The sequence below is a fragment of the Bacillus cereus group sp. BfR-BA-01331 genome (assembly GCF_022663915.1).
GTDB lineage: Bacteria > Bacillota > Bacilli > Bacillales > Bacillaceae_G > Bacillus_A > Bacillus_A mycoides.
The window spans coordinates 271,305-294,630 of sequence record NZ_JAKUGJ010000001.1 but is presented as its reverse complement, the minus strand read 5'-3'; the positions used below and the strand labels follow the sequence as shown (position 1 = coordinate 294,630).

The following is a 23,326-nucleotide window of genomic DNA, read 5'->3' as shown; positions in this document are numbered from 1 at the left end:
TGGCTTCTTTTTTATATGAATGAATATTTACAATAGTTAGAAAAATAAACTATAATGAAAAGAGGTTTTACTTTTTTTAGAAAAGGAGGGAGATGGCATGGAGCGCATGTTTCGCGTTCTCGGCTTTTGGACTGGAATTTTCTCGGTTATGTTTTACGTAGGGGATATGCATTCGACCGCACTACTATTTTTAGGACAAACAGGATTCTTCGTACTTTTAAGTTATTTAAAATTAACAGAGCGTATGTATATATACGTATTCGGGGCATATTTAACCGTTTTCTTCATCGGATTTACATGGTACACAACATTTTTACTTGTCCCTGGAGCTGGGCATTAAGAGATGGCAAATTGCCATCTTTTTTTTAATCCCGCAATTCCCCAGTTGACTTATAGGTTTTATTACCTTATATTCTATATAACACATTGGAATTAGGGGGAATTAACATGAATACAATGCTTGTCGGAATTAACATCACAGTCATGCTCATTTTAGTTGGCGTATTGTATTATATGCAACGTAAGCATGTATCTTTTAATAAACGTGTATTTACTGCTTTAGGAGTCGGAATTATATTTGGTCTTATATTACAATTTATTTATGAGCCTACTTCTAAAGTAATTATCGAATCAAATACCTGGTTCGGTTTAATTGGTAACGGTTATGTGAAGTTGCTTCAAATGATCGTTATGCCACTTATTTTAGTATCTATTATTTCAGCATTTACAAAATTACAATTAACGAAAAACCTTGGTAAAATTAGTGGTCTTATTATCGGAATTTTAATTCTTACTACAGGAATTGCCGCAGCTGTCGGTATCGCAGCAAGCGCAGGATTTGATGTATCAGCGACAGGATTACAACAAGGTGATGCAGAATCTGCTCGTCTGAAATTAGTAGAAGAAAGATTTACTTCTATTGAAAAGACAACAATTCCAGATAAATTATTAGAATTGTTGCCTACTAATCCGTTTCTTGATTTAACAGGTGCTCGTCCAACATCAACAATTTCTGTTGTAATATTTGCAGCCTTTATCGGGATTGCTTTTATAGGTGTAAAACGAAAATATCCAGAACAAGCAGAGCTATTTAAGAAAATGCTTGATGCTGTATATGCAATCGTAATGCGTATGGTAACATTAATTTTACGTCTTACTCCATACGGCGTATTAGCTCTTATGGCAAAGACAGTTGCTGGTAGCGATATAAATGCTATTTTAAAACTTGGTAACTTCGTGTTAGCGTCTTACGTAGCTCTTATCGTAATGTTTATCATTCACTTATTATTAATCGCACTATCTGGTTTAAATCCAATTCAATATTTGAAAAAAGTGTTCCCTGTATTAACATTTGCATTCACATCTCGCTCTAGTGCTGGTGCAATGCCATTAAATATTGAAGCTCAAAAAGAAAAGCTTGGTATTTCTGAAGGAATCGCTAACTTCGCTGCATCCTTTGGGGTATCTATCGGTCAAAACGGTTGCGCAGGTATTTATCCAGCAATGCTTGCTATGATGGTCGCTCCAACCGTAGGAATCGATCCATTACAACCACAATTTATTTTAACTTTAATCGCTGTCGTTGCTATTAGCTCATTCGGTGTTGCCGGCGTTGGTGGCGGTGCAACATTCGCAGCGTTAATCGTACTATCTACAATGAACTTACCAATCGGCATTGTCGCTCTTGTTATCTCAGTTGAACCATTAATCGATATGGGTCGTACAGCTCTTAACGTAAGTGGTTCTATGACAGCTGGTCTTATTTCTAGTAAATGGCTTGGTGAATTAGATCAGGATACGTACAATCAAGATGATGTAAAAACTGGTGAGATTGCTTCATAATAAAAAAGGACGCTAACAATTTATACTGTTAGCGTCTTTTTTATTATGTTCCATCTCTATACATCTTATCTTGAAAGTTATCACTCCAAGTATTCTTCTAGTTGCTCTTTTAACTCCTCCTCAATCTCATAACAAGATTCATCAACAAGTTCCCCTACTTTCTTACTTCCCCAAATACTTAATTGAATTTGCATTCCTAAAAAGATTCTTTCGCATTTCCAAATTGGTATATTGTGAAATCCAATCATCTCTTTTTCTTCATCTAATATAGCTATAGCAACTGATGAACCATACCCCAACTCAAAAGGATGCTCTTTATCTTTAACAAGTCCCATAGATAGTTCCATGTTTTTTTCTATGTATAAATGCGAATACTCTTTATAAAGTTCAAGTGATATCCGTTCTATTTCCTTCTCCATGCATTGAATTTTCTCTTTTAACTCCAATGTAAAATCTCGTTCTTTATACTTCATTTCTATCTCCTTACACATAGAAAAAGAGAATACAATAACATATTCTCTTTTCTCAAATATATTTCATTATCTCACAGCCCGTCCCTTTCACAAATAACCATTTTGCTCGCACCATGTATGAAATTGTCCTACATCTACTCCTACTAACACGATATCCTTTAGCTCTACAGCAATACTTTGTTCCCCAATTACAATAGCAAAATGGGATTCTAATTGTTTTTCATTTTTCTTTACAGTTCCAATTCGGTTCCGATGCGGCCCATCTTTTATATATGCTTTTTGTCCTACAATATCAAAGTTCAAGATTCTCACCTCTTTTACTGCGCTCAAATTGGAAATACAATCTCCACCTCGGAAAATTTCCTTTCATTGCACTATTTCTCTATATATATGACGAAACAATAAAAGAGTCCTTCCTTCTTTACAATTATTTTTTCTTTGTTTCATTTTTATGATTGAAACGTAAAGTTTATAATAAAATACACTTGGAAGCGCTTTCTACGTAATTTTTTATGTTATAATATAAAAGTAGAACTTCGTAAAGAGGGTTAAAAAATGAATACAAACATGATTAACAAAGTAATTGAAGCATTAAAAGTATATGGCTTTCAGGATGTATCATTCTGTGAAGAAACGAAGCAATTTTTATTTCATAACGAAACCGATATTATGAGCGGCTATGCAGAAATAACATATAGTAGTCAATTCGAAAAATTTAACGTACAAATTCATCCAATTGAAACGCATCACCAAGCAGAGTTACAAGAGGTTGAAAGACATATACAAGCTTGCATACGAAAAGTAGAGTATTTAAATGCACTTCTTACTGGACAAACAAAGCTAGATGATAAAATTATTATTATGTAAAAAAAAAGAACGTGAAGCTATCACGTTCTTTTTCATTATACGTTCATTTTCCCCTTCAGCTGTAATCCTGTAACAGATTCTAATACATCCATCGCTTCTTCAAACGTCATATCAAAAATTGTCTTCTCTTCTATATAGGGAAACTGTCTAAAGCGCTTTTCTAACATTTTCACTGCATCCGATGTGAAGTTTGCGCTATCAATGCCAAATTCTGTTTCAAGAAGCACAATCCAATCTAACACATGAAAACCTAATCCATTTACGAATGAAATAAGTTTTTCTTCTGGCTGTGGAGATAAGAATACGTTTCGCTCCAGCTCACTGAAAAGTTCTTCTCCTAAAATTCCTGCTAACTCATCATCATGTTCGCGTTCAATAATCTCTTCATAACCGTAATCATCAACAAGCTCTTCTACTTCTTCACTATCCGCAAAAAGCAATTGACTAAGAATTGCATCTTTCTTAAATTCACTGTTTTGTACAACCTCTAAAAAACTTGTTTCCCATCCATTTTCTAATTTCATATGTATAACTCCTTTATATGCTTTACTTATAATAACTGTGCCCAAAATAGCCTAATGGTAACCTTCACTCTTTTTTTGCAAAAAATATTTCTCGCTGCATTCCCACGTCTAACATTCCACTTTATTCAATATATATGAGACAAGTCCCTCAATTTCTCCTTCGAAAATATCAACTTCTCGTAAATGGTAGAATGTAGTTTGCAACTCATTGCCCTTGTGATATATATAAATTTTCTTTTCTAAAGCAATTGCCATCCCTAATTCTGTATGACTTCCATTCCCACCCTCTAGTATGAGTAAGAAAACATCAGCTTCTCGTATCGCTTCTTGTTCTTCTTCACCAATCTTTTGCAATTGTTCTCTATTGGTTGCTCTTTCATTTTTCGTCCAATCATATGTATGATGCCATCCCAATTCTTTCAACTGGCTTGATACGAAACGAACAAGATGTTTATTTTGAAATCCTGAAGCAATATAAAATTTCATTTATATTCACCCCTTAAATATGTATGGGGAAACTCCTTTTTTAGCGTTAATGGGATTTTTTCAAAAAAAATCCCCATCCTTAGAACTTATTTGCGTTTCAATGATGGGGTGCCTCATGATCTTCTTTTATTTTTTGTTTTTTATAACTTTCATCAGCTAACATTTCTAGTTCAGCTGTTATTTCTGATTTTTCAAGCTCTCGTTCTTGTGAAAATTTCCGTGAAATATAAACAATAACACTACCAACGTACAACACAAAGCATATAATAAGTGCAGTATTTTCATAGAGACTTAGCTCCAACACAGTCACTCCTAATCCATTCGTATTTTCACGCTTAATCAATTGGAATTTCCCTATTAACCATTTGTTACCCCGCATTAACGGGCAGTAAAACCCCCACCTCAAAATTCAGCGAAAACAAAGAAGTTAGGTGTGGGATTAACTGCCCGTAAAAGCCCGATTGGTGAGGGCTAATAATCAGTGGGGATGAACCCCCCACTGATTAAAGTTTCACTTTATTGTAACATAAAAATATCAATTCTTGGAATCTTTCATCCTACTAAAAAAGACATGATTGTTTAATCATGCCTCTGAAATATGTTGAATGATAGTTTTAATCGCTTCTTTTCCATTATATTTTTTTAATGCTGTTTTATACGTCTCATTATTATGAGATAGCTCTTCTATATGCTTTATAAGTGAGTTCACCGTTACATCCTCTTCATATAATACCGATGCATACCCTTGTCTTTTAAAGGATTCAGCATTTAAAATTTGATCTCCACGGCTTGCAAATTTCGATAACGGAATTAACACCATCGGCTTTTGCATTGTTAAAAATTCAAAAATCGCGTTGGATCCCGCACGTGAAATAACAAAATCTGTTGCTGCTAATATATCCGGCAACTCTTCATGTACATATTCAAATTGTCTATATCCTTCTTTATTTTGTAAGGATTCATCAAGATTTCCTTTTCCGCAAAGATGCACAATTTGATAATTTTTCAGAAGATCTGGAAGTGCCGATCGAACCGTTTCATTAATTTTCTTTGCGCCTAAACTTCCTCCCATAACAGTAATAACTGATTTCTTCCGGGAAAACCCTAGAAACTTTAAACCTTTTTCAAGATTTCCTCTTAGTACGTCTTCACGTACAGGCGATCCTGTATATATTACTTTTTCTTTCGGTAAATGTTTCGCTGCTTCTTCAAATGTAACAAATATTTTCGAGGCAAAACGGAGCGCAATTTTATTTGCTAGTCCAGGTGTCATATCAGATTCATGTAATAAAACTGGCACCCTATTTAGCCACCCTCCTATTACGACTGGTACGGATACGAAACCACCTTTTGAAAAAATAACATCCGGTTTTAGTTTACGAATTGTTACGTACGCATCCATAACACCCTTCATCACGAGAAAAGGATCTTTTATATTTTTCAAATCAAAATAACGACGTAGCTTCCCGCTTGCAATACTATGGTATGGGATTCCTTCTTTTTCTATAATCGTTTTCTCAATACCTTGATGAGAACCAATATAAGAGATATCCCAGTTCTGCTTTTGTAAATGTGGAATAATTGCTAAATTAGGCGTTACATGCCCGGCCGAACCGCCACCTGTAAAGACTATTTTTTTCATACGTCTCCCCCTTCTACACTATAGTACACTAAAATACCTTGCCTCAGGGTGAGAAAATACCATAGCCGTTACAGACGCTTCTGGCTCCATCATAAATCCTTCTGTTAATGAAATACCTATTTCTTCTGGATGAATTAAGCGAAATAATTTTTCTTGATCAGCAAGTTCTGGGCATGCTGGATAACCAAATGATACGCGTATTCCTCTATATTTTGTACGGAATCTCTCTTCCATCGTCAGTTCAGGTGAATCTGGAATTCCCCAACGATCACGAATGAGCATATGTGTTTTTTCAGCAAGTCCTTCTGCTAATTCAAGTGCTAACGACTGAATCGCATGACTGCGTAAATAATCTCCCTTCGCCTTCCATTCCTCTGCAATATCTCGAACCCCTTCTCCAACGGTAACAGATAAGAAAGCGACATAATCCATCTCATCTCCAATCGGGCGTATATAATCTCCTAAAGTACGGTATGGTGCTTTCCCTTGTCTCGGAAATTCAAAACGCTCTATAATACGTGTGTGATCTTCCGGATCGTATATAATTATATTTTGTCCATCACTTTGCGCCGGGAAAAATTGATACACCGCTTTTGGGCGTAACCAAGATTGTCCTTCTTGTAATAATTCATCAATTAAATCATTTAGCTCATGTGCTCTTTTATCCCCTTCTTGCAAGAGTTTTTTTACGTTTCCTTTTAACCCAAGATGGTGTCCAATTAACATTTGTCTATTTAAAAACGGTGCAAGATGAAGGGCAGGAATATCCCGTAATACAACTCGTTTCGTCGAATCTGGCACTATAACAGTTGCTTTTGGCAACGGCTCAATAACTGCGGGAATTTCTATTTTTTTCTCCTCTTGTTTCACAATATGAAGATGGCGTTCCTTTTTATCTCGCTTCATCTTTTCACGTTCTTCTTCCTTTTGTAATTTGTTAATAATATCAAGACCTGTCATTGCATCACTTGCATAACATACGAGCCCTTTATAAGATGGAGAAATACGATTATCTGTAAATTTCCTCGTTAGTGCTGCACCACCTACAACAATTGGAATATCAATATTCGCTGCTTTTAAATCTTCAGCAGTCGTTACCATTTGTTGCGCTGATTTTACTAACAAACCAGAAAGGCCAATAATATCAGGTTTCTTTTCTTGTACTTCTTGAACAATTCGATCCGAACGAACATTAATTCCTAAATTAATAATTTCATATCCGTTATTTGATAAAATAATTTCAACAAGGTTTTTCCCAATATCATGTACGTCTCCTTTAACAGTCGCTAATAATACTTTCCCTTTTTTTGCACTCTCACTAGATTCCATATGTGGCTCTAAATAACTTACGGCAGCTTTCATACTTTCAGCACTTTGCAATACTTCAGCAACGATCAGCTCATTACCATTAAATAATCGCCCCACCTCATCCATTCCTGTCATAAGCGGCCCGTTAATAATATCCAGAGGTTTTCGTCCTTCTGTAAGCGCGAGACTTAGATCTTCTTGTAGTCCTTGCTTCGTACCTTCTACAATATAATTTGCCAGTCGTTCATCAAGCGTTAGCGTTTCTTGTGTAGCGACTTCTTTCTTTTTGGCAACACGGTAAAAGTTTGTAAATTTTTCTAACGTCTCTTTCGTCGTTTCAAATAATAATGCATCCGCAAGACGTTTTTCTTCCTCTGGAATTAACGCATAGCGTTCTAATTTTTCCGTATTAACAATCGCATAATCTAATCCTGCTTTCGTTGCATGATATAGAAAGACAGAGTTTAATACTTCACGTCCAGCTGGTGGTAAACCAAAAGATATATTACTCACACCTAGAATCGTTAAACATTCTGGTAACGCTTCTTTAATAAGACGAATTCCTTCTATAGTCGCTGCCGCTGAACCTATATATTCTTCATCACCTGTTCCTACAGGAAACACAAGCGCATCAAAAATAATATCAGATGGGCGTATACCATACTTTTTCGTTAGTAATTCATAGCTTCTTTTAGCAATCTCTATCTTTCTTTCTGCACTAACTGCCATACCATCTTCATCAATTGTCCCTACAACTATCGCAGCACCGTATTTTCGAAGAAGGGGTGTCACTTTTTCAAAACGTTCTTCTCCATCCTCTAAATTAATAGAATTGATAACACCTTTTCCTTGAATATAAGTAAGAGCTTTCGCCATAACATTTTCATCTGTTGAATCAATCATAATCGGTACTTTTAACACTTTCGTAACTTCTGCCAAGAATCTTTCCATATCTTCTATTTCATCACGGTCAGGGTCTGCCATACAAATATCAATAATATGAGCATTTTTCTTCACTTGCGCTCTTGCCACTTCAGCAGCCTCTTCAAATTTCCCTTCTGCTACTAATCTTTTAAACTTACGCGATCCAATTACATTCGTCCTTTCTCCAACAAATAAAGGCCTCATAGAATCATCATATTGCAACGCTTCTAGTCCACTAATTCCATGTCCAACCCTTTCATGATGCTCACGAGGATTAATCGAGGCAAGCGCCGATTTCATTACACGTATATGTTCTGGTGTTGTGCCACAACAACCACCAATAATATTAATCCATCCTTCTTCAGCAAAACGTTTTACTTTTTCAGCAAGTGACGCTGGAGATTCGTGATAATGCCCATCTTCATCAGGAAGACCAGCGTTTGGATAACACGAAATATAACACTCCGATAAATCAGATAGGGAACGTATATGTTCCCTCATAAATTCTGGACCAGTAGCACAGTTTAATCCAACCGATAATGGCTTCATATGCTCTACCGATAAATAAAAGGCTTCGATCGTTTGACCCGCTAAAGTCGTTCCCATCGGTTCAATTGTTCCAGAAATCATAATAGGTACTATTTTGTTTAGTTCTTCAAACGCCGATTGAATTCCAATGTACGCAGCTTTCACATTACGCATATCTTGACTCGTTTCAACGAGTAATACATCAACTTCTCCTCTTAATAGTCCTCTCGCTTGCCTTGTATAGGCTTCAATTAACTCTTCAAAAGTCACACCACCTGTAACACTAATCGCTTTCGTCGTTGGTCCCATCGCTCCCGCAACATACACTTCTTTCCCACTTTCTTTAACCGCTTGCTTCGCCAAAAGCGCTGCCCTTTCGTTTAACTCTTCATCTAAATGAGACAATGCATAATCACTTAATACAATATTTGTTGCACCAAACGTATTCGTTTCAATAATATCTGCTCCAGCTTCAATGTAGACTTTATGAATATTTAAAATAACATCCGGTCTTGTTTTTACTAAATATTCATTACAACCTTCGTATTCTTCTCCTCCAAAATCTTCCGCTGTTAAGTCTTCTTGCTGGATCATCGTTCCCATTGCACCATCTAATATTAAAATTTCATGTTGTAATCTCTCTTCTATTCGTTTCATCAATTAATACCTTCTTTCACTTCTTGCTTTTCTCTCACATATTTCACGAGATGTTCTGTAATTTCATATTTTAAAAACGGTGTAATAAGATAAATACCGTTAAAGTATTTCATCGCCGCATCGATCAACTCTTGTGAAATACGAATCCCTTCCTCTATGGCTGCCTCTTTCGTTTCATGTCCATCCATTCTTTGTCTTATCTCTTCAGGGAGAGTAATACCCGGCACTTCAAAATGAAGAAAATCTGCGTTCCGCTTACTTACTAACGGCATAATTCCAATAAAGATAGGTTGTTCCAAATGCTTTGTCGCTTCATATACTTCTTCTATTAAAGCAACATCATATATCGGCTGCGTTAAGAAATATTCAGCACCAGCATCAATTTTTCGTTCCATTCGCTTGACCGCTGCTTTTAAATGCCTTACATGAGGATTGAATGCACCTCCAACAGAAAATCTTGTTGCCGGACCAATTGATTTCCCTAAAATAGAGCGACCGTCGTTCATCTCTTTAATCATTTTAATGAGCTCTATCGATGACAAATCATATACAGAAGTTGCACCTGGGAAATCACCAACACGCGCTGGATCACCAGTTAAAGCTAGCACTTCCTCCATACCTAATGCTGATAATCCAAGTAAGTGAGACTGTAGTCCAATGACGTTATGGTCTCTACACGTTAAATGCGTCAATACTGGAATATCATGCTTCGTTAATAATGCACCCATAGCCATATTCGAAACACGAGGAGATGCTAATGAATTATCTGCTAGAGTAATAGCATCCGCTCCAGCCCTTTTCAGTGCTCTTGCCCCTTCAAAAAAACGCTGCGTGTCTAACGTTTTCGGTGGATCTAATTCCACTACAACTGTCGTTTGTTTCTTTGCCTTTTCTGCTAGAGTAACATGAGCTCTCGAACGCTTCTCATGTGTATGGACCACTTTAGGCCTTTGAATCGTCTCCTTTGCTATTACAGGTGCAACATTTAGAGTAGCACGTTTCATTCCTTCAATATGTTCCGGGGTAGTACCACAACAACCACCTAATAAACGAATACCTTGTTCAATAAAGTTTGGTGTCATTTCTTCAAAATACGCTGGACTTCCCTCATATACGTAACGCCCTTCCACATAATTCGGGAGACCTGCATTCGGATATGCTGATAAATAGCCATTTTGAGGAATCGATATCATTTTGAAAGCTTCCGTCATATGAAGTGGCCCTAGTTGACAGTTCAATCCAACAACATTGGCACCGTAATCCAAAAGCTGTTTTAATATTTCATTGACATCATTCCCATTTTGAGTCGTACCTGCCTCATGTAACGCTAACTGAGCAACAATCGGAATATTCGTTTGTTTACGCAATACTTTAACGGCATGCAATAATTCAAATTCATCATAAAAAGTTTCTAATAGTAATCCATCAACCTGTTCTTCTAGTAAAGCACCTGCCTGCTCAAGTAACATAAATTCTCGCTCTATATCAGTCGTTGTAACAGCACCAATATGTTTCATACCTCCAATTGTCCCTAAAATTGCATTCCGATCTGTTACTGATGCTTTCGCAATATTCACTGCCGCTTTATTAATTTGGACAACTTGATTTTCTAGACCATACATGCGGAGTTTCGCTTCATTCGCACCATACGTATTCGTTTGAATAACATCCGCTCCAGCAGCTACATATTGTTTATGGATCGATATAATTAAGTCCGGATCAGACAAATTCAATTCTTCAAAACTACTTTGTAAACCATGCGAATGTAATAACGTTCCAACCGCACCATCACCTATTACAATTCCTTTTGATAATAAATCTAGTAATTTCACGAATCCCCCTCATTTCTATCAATATAAAAACCCCCTCTTCACTTTGAAGAGGGGGACATAATTGTTCCTCCTCTTATTATGCAAAACACACGTTTTGCAGGTTTTAGCACCGTTTCAAACATTTAGTTTGAAGGTTGCCGGGTTTCACAGGGCCTTTCCCTCCACCGCTCTCAATAAGAGTTTGTCTTTATTATTTTATTTATGTAGCTAAAAGGAAATACGTTCCCCTTTTAACAATGTTTGTTAATTTTTTATAAATTTAGCACGCACTAAAATAAAAGTCAATGACACTTGCGGAAAAATAAAAATTATTTAAAATAAAGTTGCAATTCAATTATCTTTTGTTGTAAAGTTAAAACCATAATAAAATTTCATACGAACATTCTTATCTAGAGAGGTAGAGGGACTGGCCCTTTGACGCCTCAGCAACCATTAACATTCATTCGTTAATAAGGTGCTAATTCCAGCAAATTGTGAAAGATTTGACAGATGAGAAGAAGACTCTATTCAATCCGAAAGCCTTCTTCTTAGAAGGCTTTTTTTATTTTCACTTAGTCGTTCACTTTAAAAAGGGGGAATTTTCACATGTCAACAATCGAAACAAAACTAGCACAAATCGGGAACCGTAGCGAAGCTACAACAGGAACTGTTAATCCACCTGTTTATTTCTCAACTGCTTATCGTCACGAAGGAATTGGTAAATCTACTGGATTTGACTATTCAAGAACTGGAAATCCGACTCGCGGTCTTTTAGAACAGGCAATTGCAGACTTAGAAAGCGGTGAGCAAGGTTATGCCTGTAGTTCAGGAATGGCGGCTGTTCTCCTTGTCCTTTCACTATTCCGTTCCGGAGATGAGCTTATCGTATCTGAAGACTTATACGGGGGAACATATCGTCTATTTTCCGAACATGAAGACAAGTGGAATATTCGATGTAGATACGTAGATACACAATCTATTAAACAAATTGAGCAAGCAATCACATCTCAAACGAAGGCTATTTTCATAGAAACACCGACTAATCCATTAATGCAAGTAACTGATATCGTAAGTGTAGCAAGTGTAGCCAAAAGGCACGGACTACTTCTTATTGTAGATAACACGTTCTATACACCTTATATACAGCAACCATTAACAGAAGGTGCAAACATCGTCCTTCATAGTGCAACTAAATATTTAGGCGGTCATAACGATGTACTAAGCGGACTTGTCGTTGCGAAAGGGAAATCTCTTTGCGAGGAGCTTGCTCATTATCATAATGCCTCTGGTGCTGTCTTAAGCCCGTTTGATTCATGGCTATTAATTCGAGGCATGAAGACTTTAGCACTTCGCATGAAACAGCATGAAGAAAACGCTCATGCAATTGTTGCTTATTTAAATGATGAAGATGGTGTGACAGATGTATTTTATCCAGGAAGAGGTGGTATGATTTCATTTCGCCTTCAAGATGAAACTTGGATTAATCCTTTCTTACAATCTTTATCCTTAATTACATTTGCTGAAAGTCTTGGCGGTGTCGAAAGTTTAATGACTTATCCAGCAACGCAAACTCATGCCGATATTCCAGAAGATGTTCGAACAGCACGTGGTGTGTGTAATCGTCTTCTCCGTTTTTCAGTCGGCATCGAAAATAGCAACGACTTAATTCGAGACTTAAAGCAAGCAATTAAACTTGTAAAAGAAGGTGTAAGAATATGAGTTATTCCATAGATACGCTTTTACTGCATAATCAATACAAGCATGACTCACACACAGGAGCTGTTAACGTTCCCATCTATAACACATCAACATTCCATCAGTTTGATGTAGATGCTTTCGGAAAGTATGACTATAGTAGATCTGGAAATCCAACACGTGAAGCTCTTGAAGATATCATTGCTTTATTAGAAGGCGGGACAAAAGGATTTGCCTTTGCATCAGGCATTGCAGCCATTTCTACTGCATTTCTCCTTCTTTCACAAGGTGACCATGTTCTTATTTCAGAAGATGTATATGGAGGTACTTATCGAATTGTTACTGAAGTTCTCTCCCGTTATGGTGTTTCACATACATTTGTGGATATGACCAATGTGGAAGAAGTAAAAGAAAACATTAAACCAAATACGAAGCTCTTTTATGTAGAAACACCTTCTAACCCACTTTTAAAAGTGACAGATATTCGTGCTGTTTCTAATCTTGCAAAATCTATTGGTGCTCTTACTTTTGTTGATAATACATTTTTGACACCACTATTTCAAAAACCGCTTGATCTTGGCGCAGATGTCGTTCTTCATAGCGCTACAAAGTTTATTGCTGGTCATAGCGATGTCACCGCCGGATTAGCTGTCGTAAAAGATGAAGAACTCGCTCAAAAGCTCGGCTTTCTACAAAACGCTTTTGGTGCTATTTTAGGACCGCAAGATTGTTCTCTCGTGCTTCGCGGCATTAAAACATTGCATGTACGTCTCGAACATTCAGCTGCAGGTGCCAACAAAATCGCACATTTTTTACAAGAGCACACTAAAGTTCAAAATGTCTATTATCCTGGCTTACAAACACATCTTGGATTTGACATTCAACAATCTCAAGCTACATCAGCCGGAGCTGTCCTATCTTTCACTTTACAATCAGAAGACGCACTCCGCCAATTTTTATCAAAAGTAAAATTACCTGTCTTCGCAGTTAGTTTAGGAGCTGTCGAATCGATTCTTTCCTACCCAGCTAAAATGTCACATGCAGCACTGTCGCAAGAAGCTCGTGATGAAAGAGGTATTTCTAATTCATTACTTCGGTTATCCGTTGGCCTTGAAAATGTTGACGATTTAATATCCGATTTTGAAAATGCCCTTTCTTATGTAGAAGAGCCTGTAAATGCATAGGACGAACAGAAGATATGAAATTAAGTTTTCATATCTTCTTTTTTATGCCGTTAAGTATATTTTTTACTTTTCGTATAGTTCATAAAAAAACGAAAGAGCACCATCTATTTCCAAGTAATGAATTAATTGATATATTAAAAAGTAAAAAAGGGGCAAAAATAATGGATACTTGTGCAGATGTTTTAATCGTTATCGATTTACAAAATGGGGTATGTTATAGCGGAGAGCATTTATTTGATTTACAAAACTTGCTTACAAAAGTAAATAAAAGAATTTCTTCCTATAGAAAATCAAATAAACCAATCATTTTTGTTCAACATTGTGATGATGATTTAGTACCCGAAAAAGAACTTTGGGCTATTCATACCGATCTAGATGTTCAAGAACAAGATTTTTTTGTAAGAAAAACACATGCAAATTCATTTTATAAAACGAACTTAAAAGAGATTTTAGACCAATTATCTGTACATCGTATTGAATTTTGTGGTGCCCAAACAGAGTACTGTATGGATGCTACGATTAAATTTGCCCATGGACTGGGATACGAAAACTTCATGGTACAGAAAACAACCTCTACGTTAAATAATCCATTTATGTCCGCAAAAGAGACAATTAATTTTTATGAAAATATATGGAATCACAGATTTTTAAAATTGATACAAGATGAACTCTAGAATAAATGACTAATAACTTGATCATTCTAAGATTTATCAGCCACATTCAAATATTTCATTATCACCATTATAAAGAAGCTGATCATAATCAGCTTCTTTTCTTTTAACCTGTTATATATTCTATATATAACATTATAATTCCTTTGTCATATTATTTTAAAAATTTTGTATATTCATTTGAAAGAATAAGAAAATCATGATAAAATTGTGTTACGAATATATCTATATCTTTCAATTTTTGAAACGCATCAAAATTTTCACTCAAAAATGTCATTTTACAAAACTGTGCAAATTTATCTATTTTATTTACATCAGGGTCTCTTTTCTTACAATTTCTTTACTTTAGGACTTTTTTTCTGCAACAACTGTTTTCTTTTCTTTGATTTTTTGGTATGTATAGTATGGTATAACAGCTCACACGGAGGTGGAAAAGAACATGTTAGAAACCTTTCAAAAAGAAATAGAACTATATGAAAGCAATGCAGAATTATTGAAAGTGCTTGCTCATCCTGTTCGCTTATGTATTGTAAAGGGATTAATTGAACGTGGCCCAAGCAACGTTTCTACAATGTACACAGGCTTAAACATGCCACAATCTACAATTTCACAGCATTTAGCAAAGTTAAAAAGTGCTAAAATCGTTTCTAGTGAAAGAAAAGGATTGGAAATTTACTACAAAGTAGAAAACGAAACAATTATTCAACTCGTTCGTGTATTATTAGGTTAGGGACCTATAGACAGAGAAAAAGAGTGTATTCTATATTTTTCATCTCATATCTTTAATATAAATATATATCATGAGAGAAAATATATAATGCTACATAATTAAAAGTCGTATTAAAAAACAAGACACAGAAAATACTGTGTCTTGTTTTTTTCATATCGTTAAATATTGATTCAAAAGTAAATTCTTCATATCTTTTGTGTGTATAACAACATCGAAAGCATTACCTAATCCTCCGTTCAAAATCATAGAGCGAATAGCTCTATTTAGTTTTTGAGTTTCAGAAAAAGGGTTGGTATCTTGATGGCTAGCAAGCTGATCTAATATTCCTGCTGCTAACAAAAACTCTGATTGCTTCCTATGCCATATCGTATTAATTCCGTGCAGCTCAAAATTCATCTTCAACTCATCCCAATGAACATGCGTAGTAAGGTCCATTTCTCCTGGATATGCAAGAGGATTACGAATTAGCTTGTGCTTATAATATCCTCTTAAACTTCCTTCACGATGTGCAGGATGCATCCATTCTTCTTTTGTATATCCATAATCAACTGTAATACATATACCTTTCTGAAACCATTTCGCAATTTCTTCTATATACTCTTCCATTGCAATAGGCACTTCAAAGCGCTGTCCCTCAGCAATATGAATGTTATATTTCAATAAGTAACGACCGACTCTTTTCTCTATCGGTCTAAATACTTCTGTAAGGTTTCCCTCATCTGTATACGTGATACGTACTTCATACAAAATTCCATTTCTTTTCTCAACTATCTCAACAGGAAACGCATCAAATAATTCATTCGAAAAAATAATTCCTTCGAAAGACTCTCCCATTTCAATATAAGATGTATAATACGACACATTATCAAATAAGCAAAGCCTCTCCTGTTGTAGCCTTCTATGAAAAGGGCTCACTTCAATAATTGAATAGTTTAAATTGATAAAGGTTTCCGGAGATAATTGTTTCCATTCTTGTAAAACATCATAGGCAAACTTTCCTGTTCCCCCACCAATCTCACAAATATTTGGAGAAACTTCTCCCTTTTCAACAAGCCGAATAAAAAACTTAGCAAAAGTCTTCGCAAATACAGAAGATACATTACTACTCGTAAAAAAATCTCCCTGTCTTCCGATTTTTTCACGTTCTCTCATATAATACCCATGTTCCTCTGCATATAATACGAGGTTCATATACGTACTATATGAAATCGAATGATCCTTTTCTTTTCCCATCCATTCTCTTAAATTGAGCTCCATCCCCATAATGACTCCTTATTGTAAAAATGGATTATTTTCTTTTTCAAAACCAATGCTTGTTTCTGGACCGTGTCCACATAGCACCGCTGTTTCATCTGGTAATACAAATAATTTCTCTTCAATACTTCCAATTAATTCAGCAAAACTTCCACCAGGTAAATCCGTTCTTCCAATACTCATTTGGAACAATACATCTCCAGAAAATACAGCATTCGCTTCTTTACTGTAATAAGAAATACTTCCTGGAGAATGTCCTGGTGTCTCAAAAATTTCAAAACTAAAAGAACCGATCGTTAATGTACCCTCTTCGTCAATAATATGGTCTGCTGGTTTTGCTGTAATACTGCGGTTCATCATAAAAATTTGCGAGCCATTCACAGTTGCATCTCCTAACCAATCCGCTTCTTCTTTATGTACGTATACAGGAATATGAAAAGCGTCTCTCACGGCATCAACAGCACCAATATGATCGAAATGAGCATGTGTTAATAAAACCGCAAGTGGCTTTAACTGCGCTTCCTGTAAATATGTAACAAGTTTCTCTCCTTCATGACCAGGATCAAAAATAATACACTCATTTTGATCATTCGTTAAAATATAAGCATTTGTTTGTAATGGGCCTAAAGGCATTTGTATCCATTTCATATGAAAATCTCCTCCAGTTATTTAATTTACTTTTAATGATACAACATTTCTTTCTCTTAGGAAAAGAAGGCGTGTTATCTCGACAATCATTTTTAAAACATGTACAATATAAAAGAGTAAATATTCTAAAAACTCATTCTAAGGAATGAGTAGACAGAGGAGGATATTGTATGGGCCTTGTTATTATTTTTACGCTAGTCACTCTGTTAGCTGTATTTGCTACGCTTAGAACACTTCGCGAAAAAAACTTATTCGCGGGCGGCTTCGCTATTGCAACCGTACTTGTTTTCGGATGGTTTACAATCATGACTGTTCTATATAATGGGTACCCACCAGCTTAATCCATTTACATTTTTATTCTCCAACAAGATCTTGCATAAAAAGAGGAAGGGGGCCCCTTCCTCTTTTCATTATTCACAACTTATATCATCTTCGCCTCGTATTTGTTCTTTTTTACAAGCCACGCTCCTCCAATTACACCTGCATCATTACCAAGTATTGCAATTGCTAACTTTGTGCTCTTTACAGCACGAGAGAAAGCATATTGCTCGAAATAACGTTGAATTGGTTCTAATAGTGCGTCTCCAGCTTTAGATACGCCACCACCAATTACGATTTTCTCTGGGTTCAACGTACTAGCAAGGTTCGCTACAGCTAATCCTAAATAAGAAGCTACTTTTTCCACTACTTCACCTGCTAGTTCGTCACCTTGTCCAAGCGCTTCAAACACATCTTTTGATGTAATAAGCCCTTCTTCTGCTAACATAGAACGTAAAACACTTTCTTTATCTGTCTCTTGTATTTGTTGCATAGCAACACGTACAATACCTGTTGCAGAGGCTACCGTTTCTAAACAACCCGACTTCCCGCAATTACATGGAAAAGCGTTCTCTGTAACAACTGTAATATGTCCAATCTCACCAGCAGCACCGCTTATACCATGTACAATCTCACCATTGGCGATAACACCACCACCAACACCAGTGCCAAGTGTCATACAAATTAAATCTTTTGCTCCTTCACCAGCACCTTTCCACATTTCACCAAGCGCTGCTAAGTTTGCATCATTATCAATAACAACAGGTAATCCTGTTTCTACTTCTAGCAAGTCTTTTAACGGATAGTTTTTCCATCCTAAATTAACCGCTTCATAAATCATTCCAGATGCCACATGTACAGGACCAGGAGCTCCCATACCAATACCAATTAGCTTGCTTTTTAATTCACCTAATTCTTCTAACTTTTTATCAATAGCTTTCGCTACATCAAGTGTAATATGTTTTCCTTGTTCATTTGTATTCGTAGGGATTTCCCACTTATGTAAAATTTCACCGTACACATTAATAAATGCTAATTTAATCGTTGTACCACCAAGGTCAACACCAACTAACCATTTCTCTTCCATGTTACTTACCTACCTTTATCTAATTCTTATTTAGCTCTTTTTGAATTTCTTGCTTCAATAAAAATAAAGCTGTTTGATAGTCTTGTGGATCGATTAGCTGTGATTGATTTAATTCACGCAATTCATCTTGCATTAATTGTAAATCTGCAATTCGATCACCCGTATAAATAATCGTACCAAATTTCTTTAGCAATTGCTGAATATCATAAATAGATACCATTTCATCACCCTCTATGCTCACTTACTATAAAAAATTATAATAAGAAAACGTTCACATATTTTATTATAATCACGAAGAAAAAGTCTCGTCAATTTTTATTTGTCTATACAAGCCCATTTTTAACCGTTGTTCCTTTTTCTGTAATAATTTTTTCTACATTTTTATCAAATGGCTCTACTGGAATATGTTCTACCATTTGAAAACTATAAGCTAATGATAACGCTTTCCCTTTATAATGCACGAGATAACGATCATAATAGCCACCGCCATATCCAATCCGTTCTCCTCGCTCTGTATAAGCTACGCCTGGCACGATTTGAAGATCAATTTCATCTGCATTCACTTCTTCCGTAAGCGCTGGAATTGGTTCACGTAAATTCATATACACTGTTTCTAATTGATCAAAATTACTAATTTTCCGGAAAGACATCGTTCGTGTTCCTTTATTACACTTCGGAACAACAACTTTCTTTCCTTCTTCCCAAGCTTTTTCGATAATAGGATATGTATTCACTTCATTTTCCATTGAGAGGGTGATTCCAATTGTTTTAGCTTCAACCCACTCTTTTTGCGCATACAACGAAGCTGCAATTTGCTCTGATAAAGTTGTATACCGTTCTTCTGATAAAGAATTCATGTGTTCTATTATTTGTTTACGTAAACGTAGTTTCTCTTCTCTCACACATTTTCCCCCTCACAGTGACACTTTGCTCTACGATGATAGTGTATCACTTTTAACAGAGGAACCGAATAAAAAAAGAAACAGTAGGAAAATATTCCTACTGCTTACTTTGTTTCACGGTGTAACGTAGACTTCTTGTCACGCTTGCAATACTTTTTAAGCTCGATACGCTCAGCGTTGTTACGTTTGTTTTTCTTTGAGATATAGTTACGATCTCCGCATTCTGTACATGCTAGAGTAATATTCACACGCATTCTTATTTCCCTCCAGTACTAATAACTTAAATCAGACTATACTATAATACCACTTTTAAAATAAAAATTCTACACCTTTTGATATTGTCTAATTTTTTCTATAAGATTTTTCATGTTTTCCCTTGCTATTACTGGGTTTCTAGCATGCGAATACACTAAAAATTTCGGTTGTTTTGTGTCAGAAACGATATAAGACCACTCTTTTTCGGTATATTTGAACTGTACTCCTTCAAATATACCTTCTTCCTTTCTTTCCATATCAGCCAATAATTTCCTCATTACTTTCCCTTTTTCATTCCATGAACATACAACTTCATCACAAAGTAGATAGAGCGGAGGTGATTGCTCTACTATGCTGAGAAATGTTTTTCCCTGCAATGCTATTAGCTCGAATAATTTTCCAATTCGATATAAAATATCTCGCTTCCATCTCGCTTGAAACGACTTTTTTTCATCCTGCGTATAAAATAGAAGGTAACATTCTCCTAATTTCAAAGACATCGGGTAAATATTTCCTGCCGATTCAAGTAATAAATCTGGAATATCTACCTCTTCAAAATCTGTTCCCTGGTAAATATTACTATGATTATCATATAACTCGAAATAATTTCCTTGCTCTGAAAACATAAGTGCCATATTTGCTTTACTTGATTTCATCAAGGCTTTCACATGATGCTTTTGTTCGCCCGCATAAATCCATGTAACTGTGCATCCGAGCCTTTGCAAAAAAATCATAAGTAAATGTTGTAACATATCATTTCTCTTATTAATAAGAAGATGAAACTTCTGTTTTTGTATCGTTTCAATATCAATATGCTCTAACACAGCTTCTACATAATTATTTACAGAAACGTGAACTAGCTTATTTCGTCCCATTTCTTTCTCAGAAGCGTAATAAAACGACTCAGACATATATACTTGTTCTATCGCTTTTTGCTGCTTATACGTTAAAAATGAGCCCTCCTTACCATACAATTGTATAACAATCCCTCTTTCGCTTTCCACTTGAACGAAAACTCCACCTGCACATTGCAAATTATGAATGGCATACTGAAAAAGCGACTCATTCATTTCTTTACATTCCATCGTATGAATCCCGCTGCCATGAATGGCATGGAGGAATAAATTTTTAAAGGAAGTTGTTTCTATATTTTCCTGACTTCCAATCAATATACTCTCTCCTTTAGCAAAAAGAGATCCATAAGCCATTGCAACTTTCACAATAAATTGAGGAGTAATTTCAACATTACCCCTTCCTAAAATCCGGCTTTTTTGTAACCACCCTGCACTCTTTTCACTCTCTTTAACACCGGCAGAACCTACTATCGAATGACTATCTATCTCCTTATATGGCCATATTTTTCCTTTTTGCTTAATTACTGTACTTTTCCCTATATGACAATGGTCCGCTACAATACTTTTTTGAAAAAGTGTAACATCATCTTCGACCATTGTATGATCTCCTATTGTTGTTTCTAACAACTCACAATTTTTTCCTATATGAGCGTTTGCAAAAATGATGCTTTTTTGAAGATGAGAATAACTTGAAACGATACTATTTTTCCCGATAATAGAGTACGGTTCAATTACAGCCCCTGCACCAATCATTGCTCCTTCTCCAATAAAAGAAGGGCCATGAATTTTCGTCCCTTTTCCTATCGTTACACCTTCTCCCATCCACACCATCGGTAATACTTCTGTATATGGAATAGGCACCTTCAATTTTTTCGTCAACAAATCGAATTGAGCTTGCCGATATTGATCAAATGTACCAATATCTAGCCAATAGTCTTCTGATAAATATGCAAATAAAGCATTTTTATTTGCCAATAAAGGAAACACATCATGACTGAAATCCGAAAATTCCATGGATGGTATGTAAGAAAAGATTTCTGGCTCCATTATATAAATACCTGTATTCACAATATTAGAAACTACCTCATTCCAGCTCGGCTTTTCTATATATCGTATAATTTCTTGTTCTTTATTCATTACAACTAAGCCAAATGAGAGTGGGTTTTCTACTTCTTTCACAAACATCGTTACCATTCTCTTCTTCTGTTCATGAAATGCAATTCCTTCTGATAATTGAAAGTCAGTTAATGCATCCCCACTAATAACAACAAATGTTTCATCTAAAAAACTTTCCGCTTGCTTAATACTCCCTGCTGTTCCAAGCGGAGGAGAATCTTCAAAATAATACAAGTTAACTCCCCACTTACTACCATCACCAAAGTATTGCTTAATGGCAGTACTCATATATTGAACTGTAATTGCAATTTCACGAATACCATGCTGACGTAATAATTCAATATTATATTCAAGAACTGGTTTTTCTAACAATGGTAACATCGGTTTTGGAGTATTACATGTTAATGGTCTAAGGCGTCTCCCTTTTCCTCCAGCTAAAATAACCCCCTTCATATACTTCAGCCTCCACTTATATAATGTTCAAGAACTCCGTATATCATTTACCCCACATTAACTGCAGTAAAAGTCCGGTTTGGTATGATCTAACAATCAGCGAGAGACAGCCCCACTAATTAAAGCCTCACTTTATAAATAAATATACCTTTTAACTCCCACCCAAAAGAAAGCGCTTACCATTAACTTGGTAAAATAATTAATAATACGTAACTAACACATATGTACTTATTTTCCCATCAATTATGATACATCTTATCATCATAGACTAAAGGAAACAACGAGCTTTTTTTGTCATGTTTTGACTAAAAAAAGCAGGTGATTTCTCATCACCTACTTTTCCCCCTACTCATTCAATAAATAATGCTTTCCTTTTACTACATAAAATACATTCTCGGCAATATTTGTAACATGGTCTGCTACACGCTCAATATATCTTGCAACAAAGGATAGTTGTGTAATTTGTGTAATCGCTTCTGGTTGTCCAGGGATAGATGAAATAAATTCACGAATCGCCTTCCCATAAATTTCATCAACTGAATCATCCATTTCAGCAATTTGTTTAGCAAAAGTTAAATTTTCTTGCTCATATGCTTCTAATGCTAAATTTAACATCTTATGAGCAATCTCAAACATTTCCTCAAGATTATGTAAACTAACAACCACTTCTTTTTCACCAAGACGAATTGTTGATTTCGCAATATTAACAGCATGGTCTGCAATACGTTCTAAATCTGTCGCTGTTTTAATTGAAATGAAAATTCTTCTTAAATCACTTGCTACAGGCTGCTGCTTTGTAATAAGCATAAGCGCAAGGTCATTTATTTCCTCTTCTAAATTATCCATGCGATAATCCCCATCAATGACTTCTAACGCTTTCTCTACATCCCTGTTGTGAAGACCTTCCATAGCAATCAATAAAGCTCCACTTGCTAACTCACCAAGCTCGATCACCTTTTGCTGTAACGTTTTTAAATCACATTGAAACTGTTCTCTTACCATCATTTCTTCCCCCTCAATATTATGTGCCATTTTATATAAATCCCCTACCCAGCCTCTTGTATGTTTATTAAGCCTTGAGAAAAGAGAAATATTAC

24 protein-coding genes and 2 riboswitches are annotated in these 23,326 nt (G+C 35.7%); of the genes, 8 read left to right on the top strand and 16 right to left on the bottom strand.

Features of this window, described 5'->3' with window-relative positions:
* The first annotated feature begins 97 nt into the window (after window positions 1–97).
* The gene (locus tag MR155_RS01460; RefSeq protein WP_002015110.1) at window positions 98–340 is read left to right on the top strand and encodes a DUF2626 domain-containing protein; all 243 of its coding nucleotides are present in this window, start codon (window positions 98–100) and stop codon (window positions 338–340) included.
* Between the two features lie 107 nt (window positions 341–447).
* The gene (locus MR155_RS01455) at window positions 448–1,842 is read left to right on the top strand and encodes an L-cystine transporter (protein ID WP_219303538.1); all 1,395 of its coding nucleotides are present in this window, start codon (window positions 448–450) and stop codon (window positions 1,840–1,842) included.
* Window positions 1,843–1,922: 80 nt separating this feature from the next.
* On the opposite strand, the gene MR155_RS01450 is transcribed toward MR155_RS01455, so the two are convergent.
* Together MR155_RS01450 and MR155_RS01445 are read right to left on the bottom strand one after the other, a co-directional pair.
* The gene (locus MR155_RS01450; RefSeq protein WP_219303539.1) at window positions 1,923–2,315 is read right to left on the bottom strand and encodes a hypothetical protein; all 393 of its coding nucleotides are present in this window, start codon (window positions 2,313–2,315) and stop codon (window positions 1,923–1,925) included.
* A gap of 87 nt (window positions 2,316–2,402) precedes the next feature.
* Complete coding sequence (locus MR155_RS01445) at window positions 2,403–2,618, bottom strand: DUF3912 family protein (protein WP_219303540.1); 216 nt, start codon at window positions 2,616–2,618, stop codon at window positions 2,403–2,405.
* Between the two features lie 252 nt (window positions 2,619–2,870).
* Here MR155_RS01445 and MR155_RS01440 point away from each other — a divergent pair, with 252 nt between their 5' ends.
* Window positions 2,871–3,182: a hypothetical protein gene (locus MR155_RS01440; RefSeq protein ID WP_002129099.1), complete on the top strand. Its 312-nt coding sequence runs from the start codon at window positions 2,871–2,873 to the stop codon at window positions 3,180–3,182.
* Between the two features lie 35 nt (window positions 3,183–3,217).
* Here the strand turns inward: MR155_RS01440 and MR155_RS01435 are convergent, their stop codons facing one another.
* From MR155_RS01435 to MR155_RS01410, 6 genes are all read right to left on the bottom strand, one after another.
* Entirely contained in the window at window positions 3,218–3,706 is a 489-nt protein-coding gene (locus MR155_RS01435; protein WP_002015119.1) for a hypothetical protein, read from the bottom strand.
* A 108-nt stretch (window positions 3,707–3,814) separates the two neighbouring features.
* Window positions 3,815–4,192 (bottom strand): nucleoside 2-deoxyribosyltransferase, encoded by a 378-nt coding sequence (locus MR155_RS01430; RefSeq protein WP_002088632.1) that lies wholly within the window; start codon window positions 4,190–4,192, stop codon window positions 3,815–3,817.
* Window positions 4,193–4,289: 97 nt separating this feature from the next.
* On the bottom strand, window positions 4,290–4,532 hold the full coding sequence (locus tag MR155_RS01425) for a DUF3966 domain-containing protein (protein ID WP_085960924.1): 243 nt from the start codon (window positions 4,530–4,532) through the stop codon (window positions 4,290–4,292).
* Between the two features lie 243 nt (window positions 4,533–4,775).
* Window positions 4,776–5,834 (bottom strand): undecaprenyldiphospho-muramoylpentapeptide beta-N-acetylglucosaminyltransferase, encoded by a 1,059-nt coding sequence (locus MR155_RS01420; RefSeq protein ID WP_002067149.1) that lies wholly within the window; start codon window positions 5,832–5,834, stop codon window positions 4,776–4,778.
* A gap of 18 nt (window positions 5,835–5,852) precedes the next feature.
* The gene (metH, locus tag MR155_RS01415) at window positions 5,853–9,251 is read right to left on the bottom strand and encodes a methionine synthase (RefSeq protein WP_088034270.1); all 3,399 of its coding nucleotides are present in this window, start codon (window positions 9,249–9,251) and stop codon (window positions 5,853–5,855) included.
* Window positions 9,251–11,083 (bottom strand): bifunctional homocysteine S-methyltransferase/methylenetetrahydrofolate reductase, encoded by a 1,833-nt coding sequence (locus tag MR155_RS01410; RefSeq protein ID WP_242307649.1) that lies wholly within the window; start codon window positions 11,081–11,083, stop codon window positions 9,251–9,253. Before MR155_RS01410 ends, metH begins: the two co-directional genes overlap by 1 nt.
* A 70-nt stretch (window positions 11,084–11,153) precedes the next feature.
* Window positions 11,154–11,263, bottom strand: a riboswitch (SAM riboswitch).
* Window positions 11,264–11,465: 202 nt separating this feature from the next.
* Window positions 11,466–11,579: riboswitch (SAM riboswitch) on the top strand.
* An 89-nt stretch (window positions 11,580–11,668) separates the two neighbouring features.
* Between MR155_RS01410 and MR155_RS01405 the strand changes: the two genes are divergently transcribed.
* The 4 genes from MR155_RS01405 to MR155_RS01390 all read left to right on the top strand — a co-directional run bounded on the left by MR155_RS01405 (window position 11,669) and on the right by MR155_RS01390 (window position 15,342).
* Window positions 11,669–12,781, top strand: coding sequence for a methionine biosynthesis PLP-dependent protein (locus tag MR155_RS01405; protein ID WP_002015129.1), 1,113 nt, complete (start codon window positions 11,669–11,671; stop codon window positions 12,779–12,781).
* Entirely contained in the window at window positions 12,778–13,941 is a 1,164-nt protein-coding gene (metC, locus tag MR155_RS01400; protein WP_002088638.1) for a cystathionine beta-lyase, read from the top strand. The genes MR155_RS01405 and metC overlap by 4 nt, the downstream gene beginning before the upstream one ends.
* A 161-nt stretch (window positions 13,942–14,102) precedes the next feature.
* Window positions 14,103–14,615, top strand: coding sequence for a cysteine hydrolase family protein (locus tag MR155_RS01395; RefSeq protein WP_242308246.1), 513 nt, complete (start codon window positions 14,103–14,105; stop codon window positions 14,613–14,615).
* A gap of 436 nt (window positions 14,616–15,051) precedes the next feature.
* Window positions 15,052–15,342 (top strand): ArsR/SmtB family transcription factor, encoded by a 291-nt coding sequence (locus MR155_RS01390; protein WP_000894375.1) that lies wholly within the window; start codon window positions 15,052–15,054, stop codon window positions 15,340–15,342.
* A 150-nt stretch (window positions 15,343–15,492) separates the two neighbouring features.
* On the opposite strand, the gene MR155_RS01385 is transcribed toward MR155_RS01390, so the two are convergent.
* Together MR155_RS01385 and MR155_RS01380 are read right to left on the bottom strand one after the other, a co-directional pair.
* The gene (locus MR155_RS01385; RefSeq protein WP_219303545.1) at window positions 15,493–16,605 is read right to left on the bottom strand and encodes a class I SAM-dependent methyltransferase; all 1,113 of its coding nucleotides are present in this window, start codon (window positions 16,603–16,605) and stop codon (window positions 15,493–15,495) included.
* 9 nt (window positions 16,606–16,614) lie between these two features.
* The gene (locus tag MR155_RS01380) at window positions 16,615–17,244 is read right to left on the bottom strand and encodes an MBL fold metallo-hydrolase (RefSeq protein ID WP_002015137.1); all 630 of its coding nucleotides are present in this window, start codon (window positions 17,242–17,244) and stop codon (window positions 16,615–16,617) included.
* A 170-nt stretch (window positions 17,245–17,414) separates the two neighbouring features.
* Between MR155_RS01380 and MR155_RS01375 the strand changes: the two genes are divergently transcribed.
* Entirely contained in the window at window positions 17,415–17,585 is a 171-nt protein-coding gene (locus MR155_RS01375; RefSeq protein ID WP_002034036.1) for a DUF2759 domain-containing protein, read from the top strand.
* Between the two features lie 80 nt (window positions 17,586–17,665).
* Here MR155_RS01375 and glcK read toward each other — a convergent pair whose 3' ends face one another.
* The 6 genes from glcK to phoU form a co-directional block, all read right to left on the bottom strand.
* Window positions 17,666–18,649: a glucokinase gene (glcK, locus tag MR155_RS01370; RefSeq protein ID WP_113935587.1), complete on the bottom strand. Its 984-nt coding sequence runs from the start codon at window positions 18,647–18,649 to the stop codon at window positions 17,666–17,668.
* 19 nt (window positions 18,650–18,668) lie between these two features.
* A complete protein-coding gene (locus MR155_RS01365) occupies window positions 18,669–18,869 on the bottom strand; it encodes a YqgQ family protein (RefSeq protein WP_000253699.1) in 201 nt (66 codons plus the stop codon).
* A 103-nt stretch (window positions 18,870–18,972) separates the two neighbouring features.
* Window positions 18,973–19,551, bottom strand: a complete 579-nt coding sequence (locus MR155_RS01360) for a 5-formyltetrahydrofolate cyclo-ligase (RefSeq protein ID WP_242307647.1) — start codon at window positions 19,549–19,551, stop codon at window positions 18,973–18,975.
* Window positions 19,552–19,655: 104 nt separating this feature from the next.
* Entirely contained in the window at window positions 19,656–19,805 is a 150-nt protein-coding gene (gene rpmG, locus MR155_RS01355; RefSeq protein ID WP_001265616.1) for a 50S ribosomal protein L33, read from the bottom strand.
* 69 nt (window positions 19,806–19,874) lie between these two features.
* Window positions 19,875–22,229, bottom strand: coding sequence for a sugar phosphate nucleotidyltransferase (locus MR155_RS01350; protein ID WP_113935588.1), 2,355 nt, complete (start codon window positions 22,227–22,229; stop codon window positions 19,875–19,877).
* Window positions 22,230–22,574: 345 nt separating this feature from the next.
* Complete coding sequence (phoU, locus tag MR155_RS01345) at window positions 22,575–23,231, bottom strand: phosphate signaling complex protein PhoU (RefSeq protein ID WP_002015145.1); 657 nt, start codon at window positions 23,229–23,231, stop codon at window positions 22,575–22,577.
* Window positions 23,232–23,326 lie beyond the last annotated feature (95 nt).